The sequence below is a fragment of the Xenorhabdus miraniensis genome, assembly GCF_002632615.1.
In genome coordinates this window covers 175,268-200,365 of sequence record NZ_NITZ01000003.1, presented here as the reverse complement: position 1 = coordinate 200,365, position 25,098 = coordinate 175,268, and the positions used below count along the sequence as shown (strand labels likewise).

Genomic DNA, 25,098 nt, shown 5'->3' with positions numbered 1-25,098 from the left:
TCATTCTCATTTAATCTAGTTAATTTTATGGAGAAATTCCCATCTATGAAACCTTGGCTTATTTTTGGTGCAGGAAAAGGAGTTGGACGCCATTTGGTCACTATTGCTCTGGAACAGAATCGCCCTGTCACAGCATTAATCCGCAATGATCAACAGGTGTTGGAACTGAGTACAGCAGGCGTTAACGTAATACACGGTGATGCCTGTGACAAAAAGAGTATAGAAAAAGCGATTTCACAAGCAGGAGAAAATCCAATCATCTTTTCAACTATTGGAGGGGGAGATGCCGATCATTACGGAAATATTGCCATCATAGATGTGTTGGAACAGGCTAAGATCTCTCGCATGTTATTGGTGACATCTATCGGATGTGGTGACAGTTGGAAGACATTATCTCCACGGGCCAAATCATTATTTGGGCAGTCAGTCCGGCACAAATCACTCGCAGAGAGTTATCTGCAAACCAGCACATTGGATTTTACAATCATTCGTCCTGGTGGCTTAACTGATCAATCAGGTACAGGCCATTGTCAGCGTTATCAAGAAGAAGTTCATGGCATGGTAAGCCGGGAAGATGTCGCCAAGCAATTGGCACAAATGGCCGAAGATGAACAAACTTACTACCAGATTTATGCCTTAGTTGATCCTGAGCTAAAACCGCATTGGAACTGATTTACAAAAGATCCTAAAAACACAACCACGCCTAATGGCGTGGTTAATTGTCTGTTCAAACTTGAACAACTAAAAACTCACTTGATTCCACTATCCATCGCTTTGAGCTTTTTAGATAATTCACGGCGCTCTTTAGATAGCTCAGCATTTTTAATGATATATTCATCAACGCGCTCTTCATAATCACTGCGCATATGAGCAATAATCCCTTGAATATCTTCAACTGACATCCCCGGTTTGATGTAGTCACTTAGGTTATCAAGTAGTAGCACACGCTTTTGGTTATCCCGAATTTTTTTCTCATTATCTACAATTTCACGCTGTAATTTGTTCTTACGACGGAATATACGCACAAACTCCAGTACATTGTGGAATGTTGGTTTATTTGTGTTGTCCATTTTTTACACCTTTTTAATCAGACCGATAATTTCTTATGCTAACTACACAATACAATTTCAAGCCACACATAGACAAGTCAGTTTCGACAATTTATTGATACCTTGATCGCGTAAACAGATTGCAAACAGTAAATTTAGTAACCCTTCCTCCGCAGATTCAATGGACTTTGCAGACAAGCCAGCTCGCTCACGTAATATGACATCTTCTTGTGAGGTTAGAAGTATTTCTGTAATTTCTATCTTCTCTGCCTCACCAGGGAATTCACATGCCTCATACTAACGAGCTCATCATAAAATCCAAAATCGGTTTATTAAATCTTGTCGAAACCTTAGGTAAGATTGCCCACACTTGGGAAATTTAAAGAATTGCCTGAATACATTGGAAAACAGATTTCGGTAAAAAGATGAAACTTGAATTACTGCAGATTTAACTAACTCTAGCTCATTTTCGAGTGGACTGTAATGAGTTAAACATTGCAAAGGCCGAGGAATACACATGTACGCCAAATATATCGGGAAAGACGATCCCCAAAACAATTTAGTTAAAAACAAGATTTATAAACTCACAGAGCAAAACAATGGTAAGTATTTGATTAATGGTGTCTTTGTTCATTCTGACACTGTAGTAGCCGCGTACCCGCACCCGCATGCAGCTTTAATTGAGGAATATGCAAAACTCGCAGCCGAACATGATGAACCATGGCGCTGGTTTCAATACCGCAAGGATGCTTCCGAAAATTGGCAGAATTGCACTAAGAATTTAATTTTTATCAAGACATTGGAATTCAGGCTAAAGCCTAATCCGCTAATTATCCGCATTGGCGAATGTGACGTGCCTGTACCTGAAAGAAAACCACCTCTGAAAGGTACAAAATATTATATTCCTGATCTTCTAGCTGATGATTGTGTTGATCCACTTGTGTGGGATAACAGCAACATAGACTTACGTTTACTGGATAGAGGATTGGTACACCTTAATCCAGAAGCTGCTAACATCCATGCTTATGCACTCCTTTCTCTGACCAAATAGCAGCACCGAATTAAAGGGCATCCGACCATTTTTTCTATTCTCGCATATCAAAAAGTACACCTGTTTAGTTAAAGCACGCCTTACCCGATAATCGGCAAGTGTGCTTTTTGGTATGCGAAAGGAAATATCACAACAGAACGGATACCTTAATCCCAAAACCATCCATATCTAATAATTCAGATTGGCTTGAATATGGTTTACCATGTAAAAGGCTTAATCTGGTGTCACTAAGAACCGTAATCCTGAGTACACATCTTAAACAGGAGTTTGGTACACATGCACAGCATTTACTCAGGAAAACAATAAAGAAATTTAGCTATATTAACCAAACAAGTGAGATGCCAATAACAGCATAACTCTATAATTAATTGACAAATTAAATGGGGATAACTCAACGTTGAACACCAGTAAAGAAGAACAAAGTTTCTACTTTCATGATTATGAAACTTTTGGTAAACACCCTGCCCTAGATCGTCCCGCTCAATTTGCAGGCGTTCGCACCGACAGTGATTTCAATATCATTGAAGAACCTTTAGTGGTGTATTGTGCTCCCGCTGACGATTATCTTCCTGATCCTGAAGCTGTCATGATCACAGGCATTACACCACAATTGGCTCTGAAAAAAGGCGTCAATGAGGCGGAGTTCGCTCGTCAAATCCATGCAGCATTCAGTAAACCAAATACGTGTATCCTTGGATACAACAATATTCGTTTTGATGACGAAGTCAGTCGCAACATTTTTTATCGTAATTTTTACGATCCGTACGCTTATAGTTGGCAAAAAGGTAATTCCCGCTGGGATCTTCTTGATGTATTACGTGCCTGCTATGCTTTGCGCCCAGAAGGTATTATCTGGCCAGAAAATGATGATGGGTTACCGAGTTTCAAGCTAGAACATCTGACAAAAGCCAACGGTATTGAACATACTCAGGCCCATGATGCTATGTCCGATGTTTATGCCACTATCGCAATGGCAAAGCTGGTAAAAAAAGCTCAACCTCGCTTGTTTGATTACTTTTTCCAATTAAGAAACAAGCAGAAAATCAGTCATCAGATTGATATTCCACAAATGAAACCTCTGGTTCATGTATCAGGTATGTTTGGTACGTTACGCAGTAATATCAGCCTTATTGCCCCCTTAGCATGGCATCCGACAAATCGTAACGCGGTGATCATGTGTGACCTGGCAGGCGATCTCACCCCATTATTGGAACTCAATGCAGATGAGTTACGCGATCGTTTATACACCCGGCGTAACGAACTACAGCCAGATCAAGCTCCAGTACCCATTAAATTAGTGCATATCAATAAGTGTCCAATCATCGCACCAGAAAATACATTACGGCCAGCGGATGCAGAACGAGTAGGATTAGATCGCAACCAATGCGAGCAAAATTTAGCTATTTTGCGCAATCATCCCCAAATCAGAGAAAAAGTTGTTGAATTGTTTTCTCATCCAGAAGAATTTCCAGAATCTGATAATGTCGATACCAAGTTATATAATGGCTTTTTCAGTGATGCCGATAAAACCGCAATGGAAATTATTCGAGAAACCGCCCCTCAAAATTTACCGGCATTGGATTTATCGTTCCAGGATGTACGCATTAAGGCACTCTTATTCCGTTATCGCGCCAGAAACTATCCGGCAACTCTGGATTATGACGAACAACAACGCTGGTTACGTCATCGCCGAGATATTTTGACACAAGAAAGTATTAATCAATATCTTGCAGCAATTGAAGCACTTTTTGTGGAATATCAATCTGATGAAGAAAAATGCCGCCAGTTAAAAGCATTGGTTGATTATGCAATCCAACTAGCTGGATAAAACTGCCACACAATTTCCACATTGTTTTTATAATAATATATTGTTTTTACAATAGAAAAAGACAACACGTCAGGTTTTGTCTTTTTCTATTTCCTCATTAAATCAAGCTAGTCATGCTGTTTATCCATATTCTGGCACCCACACTCTCCCACCCAATTTTTTAGTTTGGAGGTTTTGCCAATCCCCGGATTTAAGGTGTTGGTAGGATCAGTCATCTGATAGAACTGTTTGAGCTGTGATTTAGCTTCATATAAATGACCCACATTGTGTTCAGCAGGATACTCGGCTCCACGTTGATTCAAAATTTCCAACATTTTTGCTTTCAGTGCATAAACATCTGTCCCCTTTTTGACAATATAATCCTGATGGAATACATGGCACATAAAATGACCATAATACAACCGATGCACTAATGCTTCATTGATATCTTCAGGCAAGGTCTCAAACCATCCACGATCATTGCGTCGCAAAGCAATATCTAATGCCAGAATATCTTCCACTTCATTACTGTGAACAGCTTGATAGCGAATAGCGGCCCCTGCGGCTGCAAAACGGTGTAAAAATGCTTTTGTTCCCTCTTCTGGCGTACAGGCAAAATATTCTCCCTCAGCCTGCTTGAAGTAGCTTTTCAACCACTCATTCGCTTCCTTAATACCTTCACCAGACATTTTCAGCATTAAGTGATGTTCAAAACGATTTCGGTATTCTTTCAGACGAGCGGGCAAATGAGCAGGTAATAAACGGCTCAAGCCCTGCATGACACGGTCGGTAAGATGAGAAGACAAAAACGGTACTTTACCCAATATGGCATCCATCTGCCCTTTCAGGCTGAAAAACATTGGCATTTTGTCTGTGCCTAGTTTATCAATCATGATGAAAGTGTCTTTTCCATACACTTCAGCAATATCAAAAATATCCCGATGCATGTATTCTCCTGCAACGGGCAAGTTCTCGAAATTTGACAGAATATGACGGCGTAACTCCGTCAGTACCTCAGGTTGATTCGTGCCGATATAATAAACCTGCGAAGATGATTCTGCCGGAAAAGTATCAAGGCGAACAGCAAAGACAACTAATTTACCCGCACAGCCAGAGGCTTCAAACAATCTTCGCTCATCGGCATTAAAACGTGATGGTGTTTCTGCATCGACATCTCTGACACGCTGTGAATATTCATGATCAGAAGCAACTCTTTCAGTGTGCTCAATATCTTCGGCACGATAACGCTGTTCTTCCAGACAAGACAAAATAGTTTCAGGTTTATCACCTAATGATATTCCCAAATGGTTAATGAGTTCAGCTTCGCCTTTTTCATTAACACGACCATATAACGCCATTTCGGTATAAGCGGGTCCACGCTGAACCAGAGAACCCCCTGAATTATTACAGATCCCCCCAATAACAGAGGCACCAATACAGGATGAACCTATAACTGAATGAGGTTCGCGTCCCAACGGCTTCAATACTTTTTCCAGATGCCACAATGTACTGCCGGGAAATGCAATAACTTGATTGGTAGATTGCAGAACCTGAATTTTATCCATCCGTAGGGTGCTTATGATGACGATATCACGGTCATAATTATCGCCATTCGGTGTAGATCCTTCCGTTAATCCAGTATTAGCTGCTTGCATTAAGATAATTTTGTCAGCTTCAACACAAGCTTTGAAAACTTTCCACTGTTCCAATAGCGACCCCGGAAACACAACCGCAAGGGCATTGCCTTGTCCGGAACGAAAACCTTTTCGATAACGTTCTGTTTTTCTGGGTTCAGTGAGGATATAGGAAGAACCAACGATATTGGTGAGAACAGCAATTATTTGTTGATTTTGTGGGCTTTTAACATCATTCATAATAGTACTATTACCTTATGAGAACCTACCAGACAGGCTCTTGCTGAAATCAGGTATGGCGAAATTATTATCTATTATACCCTTTTCATTATAATTTGTTGATTTCTTATCCACCTTTCAACTTAGAATCTATTAAACACCGACTGCCTTTTAATGTTCTTCATGCAATAACTGCTTTTTTCTATTTCCTATTTTTTCTAACAAAAACAGCACCCGAAGGTGCTGTTTCAAAAAAGTATCAATGTACTCTTTTCTTTCAGGCCACTACTGTAGCAGCAGCAATCTGAAATCATTTTTTACTATCATGATCCACTGATATCATGACTCACTGAACTGTGGCATTGGTTGACGGAAGCTACGAGTCACAAAGAACATATAAAGGAGACCAAACCCGCCCCAAATCAAACCCAATTCCATCGATTTTGTTTCCAGGTTCATCCACAAAACACCTACTGTCGCTGCCCCCAAAAGTGGCAGGATCAAGAAATTCAAGGTGTCTTTCAGTGTATTATTGCGGCGTTCACGAACATAGAATTGCGAGATAACCGACAAGTTAACGAAAGTAAATGCCACCAATGCACCAAAATTAATCAATGCAGTTGCAGTCACCAGATTCAACCAACAGGCTGATAGAGCAACAATGCCAACCAATAGGACGTTAATCGCAGGAGTACGCCATTTTGGATGAACATAAGCAAACACTTTCTCAGGCAATACACCATCACGCCCCATCACATAAAGCAGTCGGGAAACGCCCGCATGAGCAGCCATACCAGAAGCCATTACAGTGACACAAGAGAAGACTAAAATAATCGCTTGGAATAGTGCCCCAGCGACATACAACATAATTTCCGGCTGAGATTCATCCGGGTTTTTAAATCGCGAAATATCAGGGAAATAGAGTTGTAAAAAATAAGATACCGCAATGAAGATAACTCCACCAATTAATGCGGTCAGAAAAATCGCTTTCGGAATGACCTTTTCTGCATTAGGTGTTTCTTCAGACAAGGAACTGATGCCGTCAAACCCGAGGAAAGAGAAACAAAGTATCGTCGCTCCGGTTATCATTGGAATCAATTTTGCTTCTTCCGACGTAAACGGCCGCATACTGAGCAATGTGCCAGCACCTTCACCATTATGTACGCCGTACATTAATAAGCCAACAAATGCCACTATAACAGCTACTTGCACAACCACGATCAAACCGTTGAGGTTAGCCACAACGTTGATACCACTCAGGTTGAAAACTGTCATCAAAATAGCCAAACCAACAACAAAGATCCAAGGATCAACCCCAGGAAAAATGGCTTGAAGATAAATTTTTGCCAGCAGGATATTGATCATCGGCATAAGCAGATAATCCAGCAAAGATGACCAACCTACCATAAACCCAAGATGAGGGTTCATTGATTTTTGTACATATGTATAGGCAGAACCTGCTGATGGAAAACGTTTTACTAATTTCCCGTAACTTAAAGCTGTAAATAAAATTGCGATCAGTGCAATAGCATAAGATGTCGCGACATGCCCGCCCGTTAATTTAGAGACAATGCCAAAAGTATCAAAGATAGTCATTGGCTGTATATAAGCAAGGCCCATCATGACCACCTGAAACAAGGTCAGGGTTTTTCTCAGTTGGACGCGGTTATTGGCACTGGCTTGGTTAGTGCCGAGAGAGATTGAATTATGCGACATGAGCGAAACCTCCCATAACTTCGATCTGGGTACTGATACAACTACTTAATCGATAGTTACTGGGTAGACTTCGCATCTGTCTATAAACAGAAAAGAAAGAAGAATTAGAGGATGGTGAATTAACAGAGCGCCATGCCCCGTAGTCATCGTTGCAGCAACGAGCGCCAATCGGCACAAGTGCAAAAGAGAATAATTGCTCCATATTTGCATTCCTCAGTACAGCAACCTTGTTTCAATTATGGTTGCTTATTGGTCAGTATCGATCCGGAACAAAATCCGGCCTCTTGGTGTTGTAAAAAATAACTCAACGCAAAAAAAATAACTGATGCATATTTACGCATCAGTTATTTTTAGTGCACGCATTTTGCACTTCGAGTCCAGAAATAGCAAGCGCTATGACACTAAAAATCTATTATTTTTTACGACACTACAGAGCCTTAGAGAACAGGCCCTTACTGAGTCAGTGCTAAAATTTAACGCCATCATATCCATTGATTAGCCTCTGTAAATTTTTAGCACAGAGAGAAATTATGTGCCAATTAATTATGATGACGTTGATGTCAAAAAAATCATCCCATCATCATAAAATTGATGTGGGATGATTTTATATTACGTCTAAATGCTAAGTATAATGACTAATATTAATAAAAAAGTGAATGCTAATTAAAAATCATAATTAATGCCGACATGGTAACGGCGGCCGTCAAGTACTGCATCATGGCTTTCTGCGGTTACTCGTTTATCAAAAACGTTATAAACCCCACCTAACACACGTAAGTTTTTAGCCAAATTATAAGTTACCCCTAAATCGACAAAAGTATAAGAAGGAGTTCCATCTTTCATACCAGTACGGCTCTGATAATTTTTTGTCTTACCGCGGAAATTAATACGAGTCCATGTATCCAATTCAGATAATGGCTGCCAACTCAAGGTTGCATTCGCCATATGTGTTGGCATTTTATTTAACGCTTGTCCTTTGAACTTACCACTTTTTTGCTCAGAATCGCTATAAGTATAGTTTGCTGCCAATGATAGACTCTCAACGATATCCCAACTCATGGTAGTTTCAACACCACGAATATTAGCTTTATCAACATTTATACGTTTGTTAATAAAGTCATAACCCTCACCACCGAGATTACAATCTTTTTCGCAATCTTTAATTTCAGTGATTTTGTCTTTGAAATCAGTATTAAACACAGTTACACCAATATTAAAGTTCTCTTGGTTATTCCAGATAATACTAATTTCTTCATTAACACTCTTCTCTGGCTTGAGGTTTGAGTTACCTAAGATCATGCCCTTACTGAAACGTCCGCCTGTTGTCTGCCCCCAGTTAGGGGCAACTTGTCTTATATCAGGAGAACGATAACCTGTAGAAATACCACCCTTAATAGTCCATTGCTCATCAGCATGCCATACTCCATATAGACGAGGTGTCCAATGCATGCCGAAATTTTGATCTTTATCTAACCGAACTCCGCCAGTCAGAGCAAAATCATTGATCATTTGCCATTCGTCTTCCGCAACTAATGCCCAACTCCAACGAGTTAACTTATTAACATCTTTGGCCGAAGGTAGTTTGTTACTATTGTCCCGCAAATCTTCATAACGATATTGACCACCAATACTTATTGTGTGGTCATCAAAAATAAACGTCGTATGGTTATTAAATACCGTATCGTTGTTTGTCATTTCACGTTCAGGATTACGAGATTCATCTCTTTGAATATAAGACGTAGTCGTTCCAAAATCATAAACACCATGATGAGTAATGGAATAATTGTTTCTTTTATAACGGCTTAGATCATTTTCACAAGATTTTGGCTGACAGTCACGAGTCTTACCAATCGTTGAGTCGCGATCTTGTTCATAGCGGGCAGCTTCAAAAGTAAAAGCATTTTTCTCATCTGGAGTTAAAGAGAGAGCCACCGCACCATTGCGCATTTCCTGCTTTCTAAATCCTCCGAGGAATTTATCTTCATTACGATGCGAATATGAACCATTTACCCTCAATCCTAGCAATCCATCAATTACTGGTCCTGCGGCATAAATACTATTCTGGTAACTGTTACCAGAATTTTTACTTTCAGTCAGGGTAGCGTCTGTTCTCAGACTTAAATGCCATTCTTTCTGAGCCTTACGAGTAATAACATTAATAACACCACCCATAGCATCAGAACCATATAGAGAAGACATTGGCCCTCGTACTACTTCAATACGCTCAATTGCAGACAGTGGTGGTAACCATCCTTGTTCAATTCCAGAACCATCACTATTTGGACGAGTGCTACGTGTATCTACACGTCTGCCATCAACTAAGAGCATGGTATATTTGGATGCCATGCCACGAATACTGATATCACTGCTGCTACCACCACCCGTAACAACCACCCCCGGCACATCTTTCAATGCATCCGTTACATCACGGTAGGCTTTAGTTTCCAACTGTTCACGGCTAACAACTGAAATGGAAGCAGGTGCATCTTCAATTTTTTGCTGGAAACCCGCTGCGGTTGTTACAATTATTTTATCTTCACCATCATTAGCTGCATTAACAGTCAAAACAGTGCTGGATGAGATAGCAGCAATAATGCCTAATACGATTTTTTTCTTTGCAAAAACAGCCATTCCCGATTCTCCAAAAGGTAGAATAGAATTAATTTAATATGGATAATCGACATACGCTCGTAATATAGGGATAAGTATTTATCCCTATCAGTGTTATGTTTATTAAATTAATGACTTTTTAATTTAATAAAACCGTTTATATCTTTTATTATTCTAACTCGCCAATTCCGTCACTAAACCATCAATTAATACTTGTGGCACACCCTGAGAACAACGCTCAATTCGGCCTTTAATACCATAAACCTCAGCCAAACTATCAGGTGTGATAACCTGTTCAGGTGCACCTTCAGAAATTAATTGGCCTTTCTTTAGCATTAATACATGGTCTGCATGACGCAATGCAATATTTATATCGTGAACAACAACAACAGTAATAATATTACGACGTTTCGTTTCGCGTGCAACCAAATCCATGACGTGGTACTGGTAATTTAAATCCAGTGCACTTAATGGTTCATCAAGTAATAACAGAGCCGGATGGCGGATTAATGACTGAGCCAATCCAACCAACTGCTTTTGACCACCCGATAATTGATCCAAGTAGCTAAGAGCCAAATGATCAATACCGAGCTGGCGTAGCAGCTCCATGACTTCTTTCTCACACTGGCTATTGCTGATACCACCTGATGCTCGCTGAGCAACAATCACAGATTCGAGTACGTGGAGATGAACGCCCGCTGGTAGCGATTGAGGCAAATACACTACGCTTTTTGCGCGTTGGGCAAAATTCATCTGCATCAAATCCTGCCCATCCAGCAGCAGTTCTCCACTCGCTTTATTCAATCCGGCCAGCGAACGCAGAAGTGTGGATTTTCCACAGCCATTTGGTCCCAGTAACACAGTGATTTGACCACGCGGCAATGTATTGACATCCAGGTTTTGAATGACAGGATGCTTCGGATATCCCGTCGTCAGGCGATTGATTTTTAGGCCCTGACTCATACATTCCCCCTATGGCGTAAAACTATACTAAGGAAGAAAGGCACACCGACTAACGATGTCACGATCCCCACAGGGATAATGACACCCGGGATCAAATTTTTAGAGGCAATGGAGGCCATCGACAAAACCAATGCACCAATTAATGCACTTGCAGGCAGGAAGAAACGATGATCTTCACCAAACATTATTCTGGCGATATGAGGTGCCACCAGTCCGATAAAAGCAATTGGGCCAACAAACGCAACCGCTAATGCAGTCAAGATACTAATACGCAGTAATGTTCCTAAACGAAGACGGCTGATATTGATGCCAAAGCTGGTAGCGCGATCTTCTCCCAGACGCAACGCGGTCAATTTCCAAGAATTGCTCATTGAGATAGGCATAATAACGGAAAAGACCAGCATCATAACGCCCAATTTTTCCCACGTCGCTCTGGAAAGGCTCCCCATCGTCCAGAAGACCAAACCCTGTAAGGTATCTTCCGTGGCGATAAATTGCATCATAGAAACCAGCGCATTGAAGGTAAATACCATCGCAATACCGAACAATACAACACCGGAAGTTGCCACTCTGGTCCAGCGGGTAATACCATCAAGCATCAACGCGGCCAACAATGCAAAAAGAAAAGCATTTGCCGAAATGAACCACTGATCCGGAATGCCAGGAATACCGATTCCAAGCACAATCGCCAATGCCGCACCAAAAGAAGCGGCATTGGAAACACCCAAAGTAAACGGGCTGGCTAATGGGTTATTCAAGATTGTCTGCATTTCAGCACCGGCCAGCCCGAGAGACAGGCCAATCACTACCGCCATCAGAGCATAGGGTAATCGAATATCCCAAACAATCACCCGTGTTGCTGCGTTAACACTTCCCGGTGAAACCAGGGTTTGCCAAAGGGTTTGCAGTGATAACCCCGATGGCCCCATTGTAAAATCCAGTACAACAGAAGTGCCAATCACCAAAACGATGAACAATATCCATGCAACACGTCGACGCAGGATATGACGATAATGTGCTTTTATATCGCACTCATTCAATTTCTGTTTCACCATTGGCATAGGCTCGGTAGTGATGCTCATTTTTATTACCTGTTACTACTTATTTCTCACTAACCCAATACGTACCTGCTGGTTCAACAGCCAAGAATTTATTGTGAAGCTCTTTCAATGTTTGCTGTGGATCTAAGTCCGCAAATTTTTCAGGGTAGAACCATTTGGCAAAAATTTGCGTAACAACAACATTATAAGGAGAGTTGTAGTAATGGTGCCAAATAGCATAACTACGGCCTTCTTTCACTGCGGTTAACGTGTTGATGCCATTACGTTCAGTGATGGCTTTTAGTCCAGCACGGGCAATATCTGCGGAAGTCTGAGCACCCATTTTAATGCCCTCATCTTTATCGCCCGGATCTTGTGCACCACTTGCAATATAGATATAAGGATCATCGGCAATCACTTTTTCCAGATTCATTGTACCCAATGGAGATGGCAATACATTTTTGGCGATGTTTTTGCCTCCAGCCAAGTCAATGAAATTCCCCATATTGCCGTTACCTGCCGTACCACAGCAATCTTCGCTGGAGCCAGCTCTTAACTCAATAAATACGGAAGGTTTCTCAGCTTCTGGTATACGATCAGTAATATCAGTCACCAGTTTCAGATTTTTTTCATAAAAATCGGCGTAAGCATTTGCTTGTTCTTCACGGTGCAGGATTTTGCCCAGCATACGGAGGCTAGGTAATGTGTTTTTCAAAGGATCGTTGCGGAAATCGACAAAAACAACCGGAATACCCGCTTTTTCCAACTGTTTTACCAGTTCGCTGTTTTTTCCGGGACCATGCCCAGACAGGCCGAAAATAGCGACATCAGGATTCAATGTAAGTACTTTTTCAGAACTGACGCTATCCTCGCTGGTATTACCAATCAGGGGAATGTTATCGATTTCAGGGAATTTAGCTTTATAAATGGCGTAAGTTTGTGGATCTAACTTGCGGAAATCACCTTGCCAGCCAGCAATGCGAGCCAGGGGTTTATCTCCTTCCAACAGTGCAACAGAATGGAATAGACGACCTTCGCCCAACAAAATCCGATTGACTTTCTCAGGCACTTCCACAGTACGTCCAGCAACATCAGTGACTGTTTCAGCCCAAGATGCAAAACTTGCCATCATGGCGGAGCCTGCTATCAGACTGACACCCATACTTTTAACGACTGCTTGGAATACAAACTTCACTTTAGTTAGCCTCTTCATGCAACAATTGTGGCGCTAACAATAAAGCAAATAAGAATACTTATCAATGCGATTGATTCGGTGTATCCCAAATTTACAGTCTATATTTTTCCCCTTAATCCCCTGAAAAATAAAAACTGCCGATTCCATCACAGAACAGGCAGCTTTTTGTCACATAAAAGTCATAATGTTGTAATCAATAAATATCAATCCATTGAATATTTATTCACAACTATTCTTTATTAGTGTAGTTGAATACTGGAAATTCCATCTCACTGTACTTAACAAAGCGAGTTTTCTTTTTTAATTTGTAACCAAACCAAATAATCAGAAATAGCGGAATGCCAATGTACGTTGCAATAACCCCATACCAATCAATCTTATCTTGCAGAAACGCCTGATAGTTCTGCCCCAATGTGATTGCCAGACACAAAATAAAGGCAAAAATTGGCCCAATAGGGAAGAAACCGGAACGGTATGGCAGATCATTCAGATCCAGCCCGCGCGCAACATAGCCTTTACGGAAACGGTAATGACTGATCGCAATTCCTAACCAGGCGATAAACCCGGTCATTCCTGAGGTATTCAATAACCACAGATAAACGGTTTGGTTGCCAAACATAGAGCTAAGGAAGCACAATCCTGCCACCACAGTGGTTACATAAAGTGCATTACGTGGAACCCCACCTTTTGACAAATGACCAAAAATTTTCGGCGCCTTACCTTCTCTTGCGAGTGTGAACAACATTCGGGTAGAGGCATACATTCCTGAGTTCCCTGCCGAAAGCACAGCAGTCAATATTACCGCATTCATTATGGCAGCGGCTGATAGCAATCCAGCATTTTGAAATACCAATGTGAATGGACTGACACTGATATCTTTCACTCCATTACGCAATAAGCTTGGATCAGTGTAAGGAATGATTAGGCTGATAATCAAAATGGCGAACACATAAAACAGCAGGATACGCCAGAATACTTTACGAACAGCACGAGGAATATTTTTCGCCGGATCTTTGGATTCCCCAGCGGTGATCCCAATCAATTCTGTCCCCTGAAAGGAAAAGCCGACAATCATAGCCACGCCAATCATAGCAGCAAAACCACCGGCAAATGGCGCATCATCAACGGCCCAATTATGCCAACCAGCCCCCTCAGCACCTTTCATAATGCCGACGATCATCAAAATACCGACGATGATAAAAACGATAACCGTAGAGACTTTAATCAAGGAGAACCAATATTCTGCTTCACCAAAGCCTTTAACCGAGATGAAATTCAACAGAAAAATCAGGCCAAGGAACAACGCACTCCATACCCAGCCAGGAACATCACTGAACCAGTACCCCATCACCAATTGTGCAGCGACAAGGTCAACAGCAATTGTCACCGCCCAGTTATACCAGTAGTTCCAGCCCAATGCGAAGCCAAAACCTTCATCCACATATTTGGAGCCATAGGTTGAAAATGATCCCGAAACCGGCATGTACGCAGCCAATTCGCCTAAACTGGTCATCAAGAAATAGACCATCAGGCCAATTAAGGCATAGGAAAGTAAAGCTCCACCTGGGCCAGCCTGAGAAATAGTTGCGCCTGAGGCAACAAACAATCCCGTACCAATTGATCCACCGATGGCAATCATTGCCATATGTCGTGCTTTTAATTCACGGCGCAGGTTTTTCGGAGCCTGATCCCGTGGCGTACACTGTTCTTGAGACATTCTATTCCCATATCATAAAAATAACTTTAATGTGGAATTGTAACAAATCCTCGTCTCCAGAATAGCGGCGATTCGTGGTTATAAGATACCTTCATAATCCATAACCAATTATAAGCTACACGATTATGCTCTTAACATTAGCGACAATAATTCAGTAATTTTTGCAGTGCATTGGACATATGTTTCTGGCGATGGTAAATCAAATACAGGTTGCGATTGAGGCTAAGCCCAGGGATTATGAGCTCTGTTAACGTCCCGTTTTTTAGTTGCTCGTGAACGACTTTCCGTGAAAGGCAACTGATCCCCATTCCATATTGAACCGCATGTTTGATGGCTTCCGAATTTCCCAACTCCATTGCAATATTGAACCGAGGAATTTGTGAGAATAAAAGATGATCTAACACTTCTCTGGTTCCTGATCCTTTTTCCCTCAATATCCAAGGTGCTGTAATCAAATCCTCAATAGTAAGATCACGCTGTAATAATGAACTTTCCGGCGAAGAAAAGATAATTAGCTCATCTTTCATCCACGGTTGGGTGATCAATTCAGGCTCATGGCACAAACCTTCAATCAATCCCAAGTCGACACGAAATTCCGCAACTGCCTTTATGACATCTTCAGTATTGCCGATATTCAATTCCAATGGTGTATCAGGGTAATCCTGACGATATTTCGCCAGCATTTCAGGCAACATATAGTTGCCAATCGTGCTACTGGCCGCTAACCGCAATGCCCCCAATTCAAGTTTGAAAAGCTGTTCCACTTCACCAGCCTGTTCAAGCAATGCTAATGCCTTAGGATAGAGTAAACGCCCATGTTCATTAGTCACCAGACGTTTCCCCACTCTATCAAACAGCCGTACTCCTAACTGTCCTTCGAGATCTGTCAATGAAGCACTCACCGCAGATTGTGATAACGCCAACTGCTGAGAAGCCTGTGTCGTTGAACCACTTTTCAGAACTTCTGCAAAAATCTCCAGTTGTCTCAGAGTGATACGCATATGGCCTCACGGGAAGCAAAATAAGTTGAAAGGTAGTCTTGATTTTAGACAGTATTATGCAACTTAACAAAAGTCACCAGCAATTAACTACTTTTAGTGGTTATATATATAAAAATTATCAATTTTATTGATTTTAAGATTAGCTATATGCTTATTCCCAAAATACATAAGCAATAGAGTAGCCCAGATGTCTGAAACTCAATTCAGTGAACCAGAAAAAAGCCACCAACACACTGCAATAAAATTAATTCCTGGATTCATATTAACCGCAATCCTGACTGCCTTCGCTATCAATATTGGTAATATTCCGTGGTTTATCAACATGGGGTTAGGCGTGCTGACACTCGCTATTTTATTAGGAATTTGTGTCGGCAACACACTATATCCTTTTTTAAAACCCACTTGTGATAGTGGCGTTCATGTTGCCAAACATTATTTATTACGGGCTGGCATCATTCTTTACGGCTTTCGATTGACATTCCAACAAATCACCGATGTAGGTGCAACAGGAATACTGATTGATGTCATGATGCTTTCTTCAACTTTTTTTATCGCCTTATGGGTTGGACGCTCTTTTTTTCAGTTGGATAACCAAACCGTCATTCTGATAGGTGCCGGCAGCAGCATTTGTGGCGCTGCGGCTGTTATGGCAACAGAACCCGTCGTCAAAGCCGCGGCCAGCAAAGTCGCTGTGGCTGTATCTACAGTGGTAATTTTTGGTACGCTTGCAATCTTTATCTATCCGTGGTTTTATCAGCTCAATGCCCATTACCAGTGGTTTAACTTTTCTCAAGAAACATTTGGTACCTTTTCTGGTTCAACCGTTCATGAAGTCGCTCAAGTTGTCGCTATTGGGCATACATTAGGAAGCGATGCTGAAAATGCGGCCGTCATTAGCAAGATGATCCGAGTGATGTTGTTGGCACCATTCTTGTTGCTGCTTTCCGGTTATATCAACCGCATGGAAACAGCACATTGCCAGACCGATCAGAAAAAATCCCCAATCACTATTCCGTGGTTTGCTGTGTTCTTTATTGCGACAGCAGGTTTTAATTCCTTTCATTTATTACCTGAATCCTTTGTTAACAATATCATTGCCATAGATACCATCATGCTGGCAATGGCAATGGTTGCTTTAGGCTTAACCACACATATCAGTGCTATACGTCAGGCAGGAATTAAGCCCATTTTATTGGCACTCATCTTGTTTATTTGGCTAATGGTGGGAGGGCTAATCATCAATCAAGGCATTCAGCATTTATTTAGCTAATCCAGCATGAAGAGGATCTAACTCTCAGTTGAATTGACTGTTTCCGGCAAAATTGTATCAACGGAACAAACAATGCCATAATGACGAGAAAATAGGAGAAAAGAATATGAAATTTGTTGGAGCCCATGTGAGCGCTGCGGGTGGTGTTGATCAGGCGGTGACCCGAGCCCACGAATTAAAAGCAACCGCATTTGCCCTGTTCACGAAAAATCAGCGCCAGTGGCACGCCCCGCCGCTATCAACAGAAGTTATTGATAAATTCAAGGCAAACTGTGAACGTTATGGTTATGGCAGCCGACAAATTCTTCCCCATGACAGCTACTTAATCAATCTTGGTCATCCTGAAACGGAAGCACTGGAAAAATCCCGTGCCGCTTTTCTTGATGAAATGCAACGCTGTGAGCAGTTAGGCATCGATCTGCTCAACTTCCATCCGGGCAGCCATCTCAACAAAATTGACATAGATAAGTGCCTCGCTCGTATCGCAGAATCCATTAATATCACGTTAGACAAAACACAAGGCGTCATTGCTGTCATCGAGAATACCGCCGGACAAGGAACCAACCTTGGTTTTAAATTTGAACAACTCGCTGCAATTATTGACGGTGTTGAAGACAAAAGCCGGGTTGGTGTCTGTATTGATACCTGCCACGCTTTCGCTGCTGGCTATGATTTACGCACTGAAAAAGACTGCGATGAAACTTTTCAGGCATTCGATAAAATAGTCGGGTTCAAATATCTTAAAGCTATGCATTTGAACGATGCCAAAAGTGAATTTTCCAGCCGGGTTGACCGACATCACAGTCTTGGCGAAGGTAATATCGGCAAAACGCCTTTCAGCTATATCATGAAAGATGATCGCTTCAGTGGTATTCCCTTAGTACTCGAAACGATCAATCCAGATATTTGGGCCCAGGAAATTGCCTGGCTGAAATCCCAACAGAACTGATTATCTGACTGAAATCAGTTCAATCCTTGACATCATTGAAGCAAGTTCAGTACGGCTTCTAATTCCAACGTTCGACTGGCTGACCGTAAGTGCAGAAACTGCGGTTGCCAGACGCAATGTATGCTCACTGGATTCACGCATCAGCAAACCATAAACCAGTCCACCCACCATGGAGTCCCCTGCCCCAACAGTGCTGACCACTTCACAATGGGGTGGTTTTGCCAGCCACGCGCCAGAGGAATTAGCCCATAACGCGCCCTGCTCTCCCAATGATATGACGACATGGGCAATCCCTCTGTTACGTAACTCATGGGCAGCATCAATCACACTGTTTAAATCCGGCAGTGGCTTACCTGCCCAAATTTCCAATTCATGGCGATTGGGTTTTACCAGCCATGGCAATGCGTCAAGACCCGCAACGAAAGCTTCACGGCTACTGTCAAAAATAACACAAGGACAACACTGCCGTAGTTGTATCATCCAATCTGAAAACAACTCAGGCGTCACTCCCTCTGGCAAACTGCCACTGACAACAACCATATCAAACGGCCCCAACCACGTGAGAGAATCACTGACAAATTGATTCCATTCTTCTGGCGTCACATGGAAACCGGAAAAATTAAAATCCGTCACGTCACCGTGTTTTTCTGTCAGTTTTACATTGATTCGCGTTCGCCCTGAAACCAAATGGAAGCGATTGACCATATTATTTTCGCTGAAAAACTGCTGAAACCCTTCCTGATTCTCCCGCCCCAAAAAACCGCTGACAGTAACATCAATCCCTAAGTCACGCAGTACCTTCGCAACATTGTTTCCTTTACCAGCAGCATTCAACCCTGCTGTCTGTACACGGTTAACGGTTCCCTTAGTAATATCTGGGCATAAACCAACTAAATCATAAGCTGGATTTAAGGTAATTGTGGCAACTCGGCGGCTCATCTTGCCCGGTTTCTCCTGAATAAGCAGTCATAAGTAACGTTAAGATTTATCTATGTATTTATATCATCAAAATTGAATCGTTTCAGTTAAAATTATTCCTTGATTGATCATTGTGTCACCGCGATCTAAAAGTAAAAATATGCTGCGATATGTTTTCTTGTTATGTAACAAAAGAAAACTGTTACAGATAGCTAGAATCTATCTGAACCAGCGTCATTAAGTACTATCGGAGGAATATATCAGTGTCAGTTGTTGTCGGAGTAGGTGTTGTTATCGTTAACGATAAAGGTGAAGTTTTATTGGGAAAACGTACCAGCAAACATGCGCCATATTGGTCAATCTTTGGCGGGCATGTTGATCCTGGTGAAACGTTTGAAGACTGCGCTATTCGTGAAATTCAGGAAGAAATTGGGCTGACAATCCAAAGCCCCAAGGTTTATGGTATTTGCAATAATCTCGAAACTTATCATGAAGAAGGAAAACACACAGTTTCAGTCTGTTTGTTAGCACAGTATACCGGAGGTGAGCCTAAAGTAATGGAACCAGAGAAATGTTCACAACTCATTTGGTGCAATCCTAATTATCTTCCCGAACCGCATTTTGAAGCCAGCCGCAATGCCATCAAGCTATGGCAAAAGGCACAGTTCTACTCAGAAGCTTAATATCCCTTAAGGCAGGTTCACTCAAATAACCTGCCTTACCTGAGTTATCGGCAAATGTATCCCAAATGTGACAACGTGACTTAATGCGTTTCCATAAATATTTGTTTACACATATTATTCATTAATGTATCTTCGCGCTAGTACAAGGTAACACCATTCATCAGGGAGTCTCTATGACCATTGAGGTAACGCAAAATTTAAAACGTCCCTCCATATTTGGCGGCGCGATGATTATTGCCGGTACAGCTATCGGCGCTGGTATGTTTTCCATTCCGATCGTTACTTCAGGCGTGTGGTTTACAGGTTCAATCATTTTGCTGGTGTATACCTGCGCATGCCTGTATTTTTCTAGCCTGATGATTATGGAAGCTAATCTGCATTATCCCGCTGGCTCCAGTTTCCATACGGTTACCCAAGATTTACTAGGCAATGGCTGGAGCATCCTGACAGGCTTATCCATTACTTTTGTTCTGTATATCCTGACCTATGCTTATGTTTCAGCGGGGAGCTCAATTATTGTTCATAACATTGGGCATATTATCCCGATAACACAACCCTTAGCCGGTCTGATTTTCGCCTTTATCGTTGCCTTCATTGTCTGGTTATCCACGAAAGCTGTAGACCGTTTAAGCACCATCCTGATAGGTGGTATGGTAATCACCTTTATCATGTCTGTCGGTGGTATGTTTACTGAAGTAAAACCCGCTATTTTATTTGACCAAGCCAATACCGAAGCGAATTATTTACCTTACGCTTTAGTCGCCCTGCCTTATTTACTGGCCTCGTTTGGCTATCATGGTAATGTTCCCGGGCTTATTAAGTATTATCACAAAGACAGTAAAGCTGTTGCCCGCAGCTTGTTATACGGAACATTAATAACATTAGTCATCTATATTTTGTGGCAGTACGTGATTCAGGGAAACATTCCCCGTGAAGCTTTCAAACAAATTATTGCGGATGGGGGCAATATTGGTAACTTACTGCAACAAATGGATAATACATCCAACAATGCAACCGTGACCCAGTTTCTGAATGCCTTCTCATATATGGCACTGGCAAGTTCATTCTTAGGCGTATCGCTGGGGTTGTTTGATTATCTGGCCGACTTTTTTAAATTCGATGACAGTGGCAAAGGTCGTCTTAAGTCAGCATTAATTACATTTGTTCCACCCACTGTACTGGCACTGATTTTCCCCAATGGCTTTCTGTACGCAATCGGCTTTGCTGGTCTGGCAGCAACCATCTGGGCAGTGATTATCCCTGCGTTAATGGTTCGAGCTAGTCGTAAGCGTTATCCAACATCTGGCTATCGAGTTCCGGGCGGTAATTTTCTGATAGTCTTTGTTATTCTGTTCGGCTTGATCAATGCGACAGCCCATATTCTCTCTTTGTTTAATTTGTTGCCTACTTATCGCTGATACCTTCCTTATTCCCCAGTATTTTTACTGGGGCATTCATTCAACTCTTGCCTAACAGACCGACTGCGAGTAATTTTGTCGCCACTTGAATATTCATTCCACTATTTCCTCGTTCTTATGGAAGGTATCTATGGCTAAAGCCAATGAAATTAAACGCGGTGCTGCAATCAGCCACAATGGAAAACTACTATTAGTCAAAGACATCGATATTCAGTCTCCTAGCGCACGCGGGGCCAGCACTTTGTATAAAATGCGTTTTACTGATATTCGTACTGGTCAGAAAGTGGAAGAGCGTTTCAAAGGTGATGACATTCTTGAAACCATCACATTAACTCGCCGTAGTGTAAGTTTTTCTTACATTGATGGTGATGAATATATCTTTATGGATGATGAAGATTTCACTCCCTATCACTTCAAGAAAGATCAAATCGAAGAAGAATTACTCTTCATTCCAGAAGAGGGTTTACCGGGAATGCAAGTCCTAACAATGGATGGGCAATTACTGGCTCTTGAATTACCACAAACTGTTGATATGGTCATTGAAGAAACATCACCGGGTATTAAAGGCGCATCAGCAAGTGCCAGAACTAAGCCCGCCAAAATGAGTACAGGATTGACTATTCAAGTTCCTGAATATCTGAGTTCAGGCGAAAAAATCCGCATTCATATTACAGAACGTCGTTATATGGGACGTTGTGATTAATCCTATACTCTTTAAATATGAGCTGCTCTCTTCGTCGAAATAATACCCGATAAAAAGAGCAACTCATTACCTATTAAATCAGAAATAATCCACATTAACGATTGCCACTCGTTTTTGGTTATCCGTCCACTTCACACTGGAAACACCAATGTTCCCGGGAAGCATAACATTACCTGTTGTTTTCTTAGTTGAGATGATTTGCTTGACAGTGAGGTTTTTCCCTAACCGATAGCAAGAGATATTAGCTTGGATATTTGATACGACAACTTGACATCCTGGATCAACAATTGCACCTGAAAACCGAATTACTCCTCCATTAGATTCTGCATACCCATAAGAAAGCCATGAAACCAACAAACAGCTAATTAGCAATTTAAGATAATTTCGCATGGTCACCTCACTTTCGTTTTTCCATTAACTCAGACTCAACTACTTTTTATTCCTTCCTTTCCATCATAACTATTTCACATGAAAAAAATACGACATTGACACATTTTATTGATAAATATCAAAAGTGAATCTTTGACTAAAAAATAAAGTTAATGCCTTTATTAAATAATTTACAAAAATGTTATTAAAAATCATTTATTGAACTAAATCACAAATAAATTCTGCAAATTTCATTTATATTATTTAAATAAAATAAACAAGATAATTATATTTATCACATATAACATTTAGTGATAAGTTATAGTAATAATGCCTAATTTCTTATTTTTTCCCACCCATCTGATTTCTTCTGTTCCGATATGTTTTTGAAGAGATAACAGAATCTTCTTATCCTTTTGATATTCAATTACTTTATCTTGAGTTATTTTTTCGCCATTATACCAACAAACCATTTCAGTATGTTCTTCATCCCAACTAAATTGGCATGGAGGATCGACGATAGCACCTTGAAAATGAATAGTTCCAGAATTTGAGGTTGACGGAGAATGAGCCATTGCAGGATAAGATAGAGACATAAACAAAAAAGTCGTCATTTTTCGTAACATAAGCAGTCAATCTCCACTACAGGTATTATTATCTTTATTTTCAATTTTAGCCCCGCGCTAATTTTAAACCAGATAATAGTGTAACGCTCTGCTATCTATATAACGGCAAATGGAAGAATTTCTTTATACCTTTTATTTATTCAGCCCGCAATTCAACAGAATATTCTAATAAGTTTGGATATGAAGGAATCAATTCTTGGTTGTTTAATAATAGTCAGATATCAATGTCGTATCAAATATATATTATCGGTACTGAAATTAGGATTTAGCTATTTTTCCGATATCATTGAACCATTTCCATATTAATGAGAAAAACTTAACCGATTAACTTTAAAAATATGCTGATATAACCATACGTTAACAATTATATTCCACAGCGATTACCCTTTTCTGGAAAGTTTGTTATAGTGCCCCCCTTGTTAATTTGTCTACTAAAACCATTTTACGTGTTAGATAGGTACTTCATGACTCGCAGTCGCCCACTCGCTATACTTATGCTTAATATCCTTGGCATCGCCCTGTTTCTCTCATGGTACTTACCTGAGAACCACGGCTTTTGGTTTCACATTGATTCTTCTATTTTTTATTTTTTTAATGAGAAACTGCTGCCAAACTCAAAATTTACCCTATTTGTAGCAATCGCCAATGTCAGAGCATTTGATGTGATCTCGCTACTCTTTATGGGAATGCTTTATTACAGTGCATTTCGCAAACAAGATTATGCGGGTAAACGCCGACTTTTCATGATTGGCCTTGTCATGCTCATTTCCGCTGTCATCATTAATCAGATAGGTCACCAGATACCTGTCACTCGTCCAAGCCCAACATTGACATTTGAAAACGTCAACCGTATAGACGGTATGACAAGCTGGCATACAAAAGATGCCTCAAAAGACAGTTTCCCTGGCGATCATGGCCTAATGCTATTGATTTTCAGCAGCTTTATTCTACGTTATGTCTCCCGCGGCGCATTTTTTATTGCCCTGCTGATTATGATCACTTTCGCCCTCCCTCGCATTATGGCAGGTGCTCACTGGTTTACAGATGTTGCCGTAGGCTCCCTGTCTCTGACGCTGATCGGCATGAGTTGGGTATTACTGACGCCATTTAGTGACAACATAGCAGAATGGCTGGATAAGAAATTACCGCATATCAGACGAACAAATTAAGGCCATAATATTGAGGAGATATCAGCTATCTCCTCAATTACCATAAAATTTTCACCATACCAGTATAAAATAACAACAAGCCATTCTAACCTCTTAGTTAGTAATCTAATTTTTTGTAAATAACCCTTTTTGTCTCTCGCTTTTTACTAATGAATTAAGTAATCTTCCCTGCGTCCTGTTTGTTAAAATAATGCGTTTTGTAAAGAAACTAATAAAATGTGTTGCTTCACACACTTTAGGGACAGAAAATTTGTTAATTCATCATATTCTTACTAGGCTTTAAAACGTTTAGTGTTTTTATGGTGGTAATAAATCAGATTTAAGGGCTGCAAGGGAAAATTAATACAATGGTCAAATCTCAACCAATACTGAGATATATATTGCGGCTGATACCCGCAATTCTGGCGGCAGTGGCACTGACCGCATGTAGTTCACCAGATTCCAAACTACGTAATAAGCATACTGAGACGCATGCAGTAAACTCTCAAAAGCATTTCTTACTGCAACCATCTCAGGATGAATTTGAAACTCTAGTTAACAACTTAGATATTAAATCCAAGTTACTTAATCAATATGCAGACTGGAAAGGAGTTGCTTATCGGTTAGGCGGGAATACAAAACGCGGTATTGACTGTTCTGCTTTTGTACAGCGTACTTTTCATGATCAATTCGGCATGGATTTACCTCGTTCAACATCAGGACAACAGCGTATAGGTCAAACCGTTAGCCGTACTAAATTACGTGCAGGTGATTTAGTACTGTTCAAAACTGGCCGTTATATGCGTCACGTTGGTATTTACATCGGCAATAACCAATTTGTGCATGCTTCAACCAGTAGTGGGGTTATCGTCTCTAAGTTGACTGATAACTATTGGAATAAACGATACTACGGTGCAAGGCGAGTACTATCAGATGATACGAAGGCCACAATATAACCCATCATTAAATCGGGCATAAGGCCGTATTATTCAAAAAATTCCCTTGCAAGCAA

The 25,098-nt window shown here is 41.0% G+C and carries 23 protein-coding genes; 10 read left to right on the top strand and 13 right to left on the bottom strand.

What is annotated here, in order from left to right:
• Positions 1-45 precede the first annotated feature (45 nt).
• On the top strand, positions 46-672 hold the full coding sequence (locus Xmir_RS04430; RefSeq protein ID WP_099113213.1) for an SDR family oxidoreductase: 627 nt from the start codon (positions 46-48) through the stop codon (positions 670-672).
• Positions 673-749: 77 nt separating this feature from the next.
• On the opposite strand, the gene tmaR is transcribed toward Xmir_RS04430, so the two are convergent.
• A complete protein-coding gene (gene tmaR, locus Xmir_RS04425; RefSeq protein WP_047964408.1) occupies positions 750-1,070 on the bottom strand; it encodes a PTS system regulator TmaR in 321 nt (106 codons plus the stop codon).
• A gap of 496 nt (positions 1,071-1,566) precedes the next feature.
• Here tmaR and Xmir_RS04420 point away from each other — a divergent pair, with 496 nt between their 5' ends.
• A complete protein-coding gene (locus tag Xmir_RS04420) occupies positions 1,567-2,100 on the top strand; it encodes a hypothetical protein (RefSeq protein ID WP_099113212.1) in 534 nt (177 codons plus the stop codon).
• A gap of 397 nt (positions 2,101-2,497) precedes the next feature.
• A complete protein-coding gene (gene sbcB / locus Xmir_RS04415; protein WP_099113211.1) occupies positions 2,498-3,928 on the top strand; it encodes an exodeoxyribonuclease I in 1,431 nt (476 codons plus the stop codon).
• A gap of 107 nt (positions 3,929-4,035) precedes the next feature.
• On the opposite strand, the gene dld is transcribed toward sbcB, so the two are convergent.
• From dld to yieE, 9 genes are all read right to left on the bottom strand, one after another.
• Positions 4,036-5,781, bottom strand: a complete 1,746-nt coding sequence (gene dld, locus Xmir_RS04410) for a D-lactate dehydrogenase (protein ID WP_099113210.1) — start codon at positions 5,779-5,781, stop codon at positions 4,036-4,038.
• 318 nt (positions 5,782-6,099) lie between these two features.
• Positions 6,100-7,476, bottom strand: a complete 1,377-nt coding sequence (locus Xmir_RS04405) for an APC family permease (RefSeq protein WP_099113209.1) — start codon at positions 7,474-7,476, stop codon at positions 6,100-6,102.
• Positions 7,466-7,678 (bottom strand): hypothetical protein, encoded by a 213-nt coding sequence (locus Xmir_RS04400; RefSeq protein WP_099113208.1) that lies wholly within the window; start codon positions 7,676-7,678, stop codon positions 7,466-7,468. The genes Xmir_RS04405 and Xmir_RS04400 overlap by 11 nt, the downstream gene beginning before the upstream one ends.
• A 461-nt stretch (positions 7,679-8,139) precedes the next feature.
• Positions 8,140-10,107: a ligand-gated channel protein gene (locus Xmir_RS04395; protein WP_099113207.1), complete on the bottom strand. Its 1,968-nt coding sequence runs from the start codon at positions 10,105-10,107 to the stop codon at positions 8,140-8,142.
• A gap of 153 nt (positions 10,108-10,260) precedes the next feature.
• Positions 10,261-11,049, bottom strand: coding sequence for an ABC transporter ATP-binding protein (locus tag Xmir_RS04390; RefSeq protein ID WP_099113206.1), 789 nt, complete (start codon positions 11,047-11,049; stop codon positions 10,261-10,263).
• Positions 11,046-12,131 (bottom strand): FecCD family ABC transporter permease, encoded by a 1,086-nt coding sequence (locus Xmir_RS04385; protein WP_099113205.1) that lies wholly within the window; start codon positions 12,129-12,131, stop codon positions 11,046-11,048. The genes Xmir_RS04390 and Xmir_RS04385 overlap by 4 nt, the downstream gene beginning before the upstream one ends.
• 19 nt (positions 12,132-12,150) lie before the next feature.
• Positions 12,151-13,284: an ABC transporter substrate-binding protein gene (locus Xmir_RS04380; protein WP_099113204.1), complete on the bottom strand. Its 1,134-nt coding sequence runs from the start codon at positions 13,282-13,284 to the stop codon at positions 12,151-12,153.
• 229 nt (positions 13,285-13,513) lie between these two features.
• Positions 13,514-15,001, bottom strand: a complete 1,488-nt coding sequence (locus Xmir_RS04375; protein WP_099113203.1) for an amino acid permease — start codon at positions 14,999-15,001, stop codon at positions 13,514-13,516.
• Positions 15,002-15,138: 137 nt separating this feature from the next.
• A complete protein-coding gene (gene yieE / locus Xmir_RS04370; RefSeq protein WP_099113202.1) occupies positions 15,139-16,002 on the bottom strand; it encodes a DNA-binding transcriptional regulator YeiE in 864 nt (287 codons plus the stop codon).
• Between the two features lie 187 nt (positions 16,003-16,189).
• Between yieE and Xmir_RS04365 the strand changes: the two genes are divergently transcribed.
• Both Xmir_RS04365 and nfo read left to right on the top strand, forming a co-directional pair.
• Positions 16,190-17,272 carry a YeiH family protein gene (locus Xmir_RS04365; RefSeq protein ID WP_099113201.1) on the top strand — a complete coding sequence of 361 codons (1,083 nt, stop codon included), beginning with the start codon at positions 16,190-16,192 and terminating at the stop codon, positions 17,270-17,272.
• Between the two features lie 106 nt (positions 17,273-17,378).
• The gene (gene nfo, locus Xmir_RS04360; RefSeq protein WP_099113200.1) at positions 17,379-18,221 is read left to right on the top strand and encodes a deoxyribonuclease IV; all 843 of its coding nucleotides are present in this window, start codon (positions 17,379-17,381) and stop codon (positions 18,219-18,221) included.
• Here nfo and fruK read toward each other — a convergent pair whose 3' ends face one another.
• The gene (fruK, locus tag Xmir_RS04355; RefSeq protein WP_099113199.1) at positions 18,222-19,160 is read right to left on the bottom strand and encodes a 1-phosphofructokinase; all 939 of its coding nucleotides are present in this window, start codon (positions 19,158-19,160) and stop codon (positions 18,222-18,224) included.
• 242 nt (positions 19,161-19,402) lie between these two features.
• On the opposite strand from fruK, the gene Xmir_RS04350 reads away from it, so the two are divergent.
• From Xmir_RS04350 to yeiP, 3 genes are all read left to right on the top strand, one after another.
• Positions 19,403-19,822 carry a nucleotide triphosphate diphosphatase NUDT15 gene (locus tag Xmir_RS04350; RefSeq protein WP_099113198.1) on the top strand — a complete coding sequence of 140 codons (420 nt, stop codon included), beginning with the start codon at positions 19,403-19,405 and terminating at the stop codon, positions 19,820-19,822.
• Positions 19,823-19,995: 173 nt separating this feature from the next.
• Positions 19,996-21,240: a tryptophan permease gene (mtr, locus tag Xmir_RS04345; RefSeq protein WP_099113197.1), complete on the top strand. Its 1,245-nt coding sequence runs from the start codon at positions 19,996-19,998 to the stop codon at positions 21,238-21,240.
• A 130-nt stretch (positions 21,241-21,370) separates the two neighbouring features.
• Positions 21,371-21,943, top strand: coding sequence for an elongation factor P-like protein YeiP (yeiP, locus tag Xmir_RS04340; protein ID WP_099113196.1), 573 nt, complete (start codon positions 21,371-21,373; stop codon positions 21,941-21,943).
• A 78-nt stretch (positions 21,944-22,021) separates the two neighbouring features.
• On the opposite strand, the gene Xmir_RS04335 is transcribed toward yeiP, so the two are convergent.
• A complete protein-coding gene (locus Xmir_RS04335; protein WP_099113195.1) occupies positions 22,022-22,333 on the bottom strand; it encodes a hypothetical protein in 312 nt (103 codons plus the stop codon).
• A 287-nt stretch (positions 22,334-22,620) separates the two neighbouring features.
• Positions 22,621-22,938 carry a type 1 fimbrial protein gene (locus tag Xmir_RS04330; RefSeq protein WP_099113194.1) on the bottom strand — a complete coding sequence of 106 codons (318 nt, stop codon included), beginning with the start codon at positions 22,936-22,938 and terminating at the stop codon, positions 22,621-22,623.
• Between the two features lie 464 nt (positions 22,939-23,402).
• Between Xmir_RS04330 and Xmir_RS04325 the strand changes: the two genes are divergently transcribed.
• Together Xmir_RS04325 and mepS are read left to right on the top strand one after the other, a co-directional pair.
• On the top strand, positions 23,403-24,107 hold the full coding sequence (locus tag Xmir_RS04325) for a phosphatase PAP2 family protein (protein ID WP_099113193.1): 705 nt from the start codon (positions 23,403-23,405) through the stop codon (positions 24,105-24,107).
• A gap of 347 nt (positions 24,108-24,454) precedes the next feature.
• A complete protein-coding gene (mepS, locus tag Xmir_RS04320) occupies positions 24,455-25,042 on the top strand; it encodes a bifunctional murein DD-endopeptidase/murein LD-carboxypeptidase (protein WP_099113192.1) in 588 nt (195 codons plus the stop codon).
• The last annotated feature ends 56 nt before the right edge of the window (positions 25,043-25,098 follow it).

Bases quoted from the DNA above. Each gene is read 5' to 3' on its own strand.
- Xmir_RS04365 (WP_099113201.1), top strand. From the start codon at position 16,190: ATGTCTGAAACTCAATTCAGTGAACCAGAAAAAAGCCACCAACACACT.
- Xmir_RS04375 (WP_099113203.1), bottom strand. From the start codon at position 15,001: ATGTCTCAAGAACAGTGTACGCCACGGGATCAGGCTCCGAAAAACCTG.
- Xmir_RS04390 (WP_099113206.1), bottom strand. From the start codon at position 11,049: ATGAGTCAGGGCCTAAAAATCAATCGCCTGACGACGGGATATCCGAAG.
- dld (WP_099113210.1), bottom strand. From the start codon at position 5,781: ATGAATGATGTTAAAAGCCCACAAAATCAACAAATAATTGCTGTTCTC.
- mtr (WP_099113197.1), top strand. From the start codon at position 19,996: ATGACCATTGAGGTAACGCAAAATTTAAAACGTCCCTCCATATTTGGC.
- fruK (WP_099113199.1), bottom strand. From the start codon at position 19,160: ATGAGCCGCCGAGTTGCCACAATTACCTTAAATCCAGCTTATGATTTA.
- mepS (WP_099113192.1), top strand. From the start codon at position 24,455: ATGGTCAAATCTCAACCAATACTGAGATATATATTGCGGCTGATACCC.
- Xmir_RS04420 (WP_099113212.1), top strand. From the start codon at position 1,567: ATGTACGCCAAATATATCGGGAAAGACGATCCCCAAAACAATTTAGTT.
- tmaR (WP_047964408.1), bottom strand. From the start codon at position 1,070: ATGGACAACACAAATAAACCAACATTCCACAATGTACTGGAGTTTGTG.
- yeiP (WP_099113196.1), top strand. From the start codon at position 21,371: ATGGCTAAAGCCAATGAAATTAAACGCGGTGCTGCAATCAGCCACAAT.
- Xmir_RS04395 (WP_099113207.1), bottom strand. From the start codon at position 10,107: ATGGCTGTTTTTGCAAAGAAAAAAATCGTATTAGGCATTATTGCTGCT.
- Xmir_RS04405 (WP_099113209.1), bottom strand. From the start codon at position 7,476: ATGTCGCATAATTCAATCTCTCTCGGCACTAACCAAGCCAGTGCCAAT.
- Xmir_RS04330 (WP_099113194.1), bottom strand. From the start codon at position 22,938: ATGTTACGAAAAATGACGACTTTTTTGTTTATGTCTCTATCTTATCCT.
- yieE (WP_099113202.1), bottom strand. From the start codon at position 16,002: ATGCGTATCACTCTGAGACAACTGGAGATTTTTGCAGAAGTTCTGAAA.
- Xmir_RS04400 (WP_099113208.1), bottom strand. From the start codon at position 7,678: ATGGAGCAATTATTCTCTTTTGCACTTGTGCCGATTGGCGCTCGTTGC.
- Xmir_RS04325 (WP_099113193.1), top strand. From the start codon at position 23,403: ATGACTCGCAGTCGCCCACTCGCTATACTTATGCTTAATATCCTTGGC.
- nfo (WP_099113200.1), top strand. From the start codon at position 17,379: ATGAAATTTGTTGGAGCCCATGTGAGCGCTGCGGGTGGTGTTGATCAG.
- Xmir_RS04385 (WP_099113205.1), bottom strand. From the start codon at position 12,131: ATGAGCATCACTACCGAGCCTATGCCAATGGTGAAACAGAAATTGAAT.
- Xmir_RS04335 (WP_099113195.1), bottom strand. From the start codon at position 22,333: ATGCGAAATTATCTTAAATTGCTAATTAGCTGTTTGTTGGTTTCATGG.
- Xmir_RS04430 (WP_099113213.1), top strand. From the start codon at position 46: ATGAAACCTTGGCTTATTTTTGGTGCAGGAAAAGGAGTTGGACGCCAT.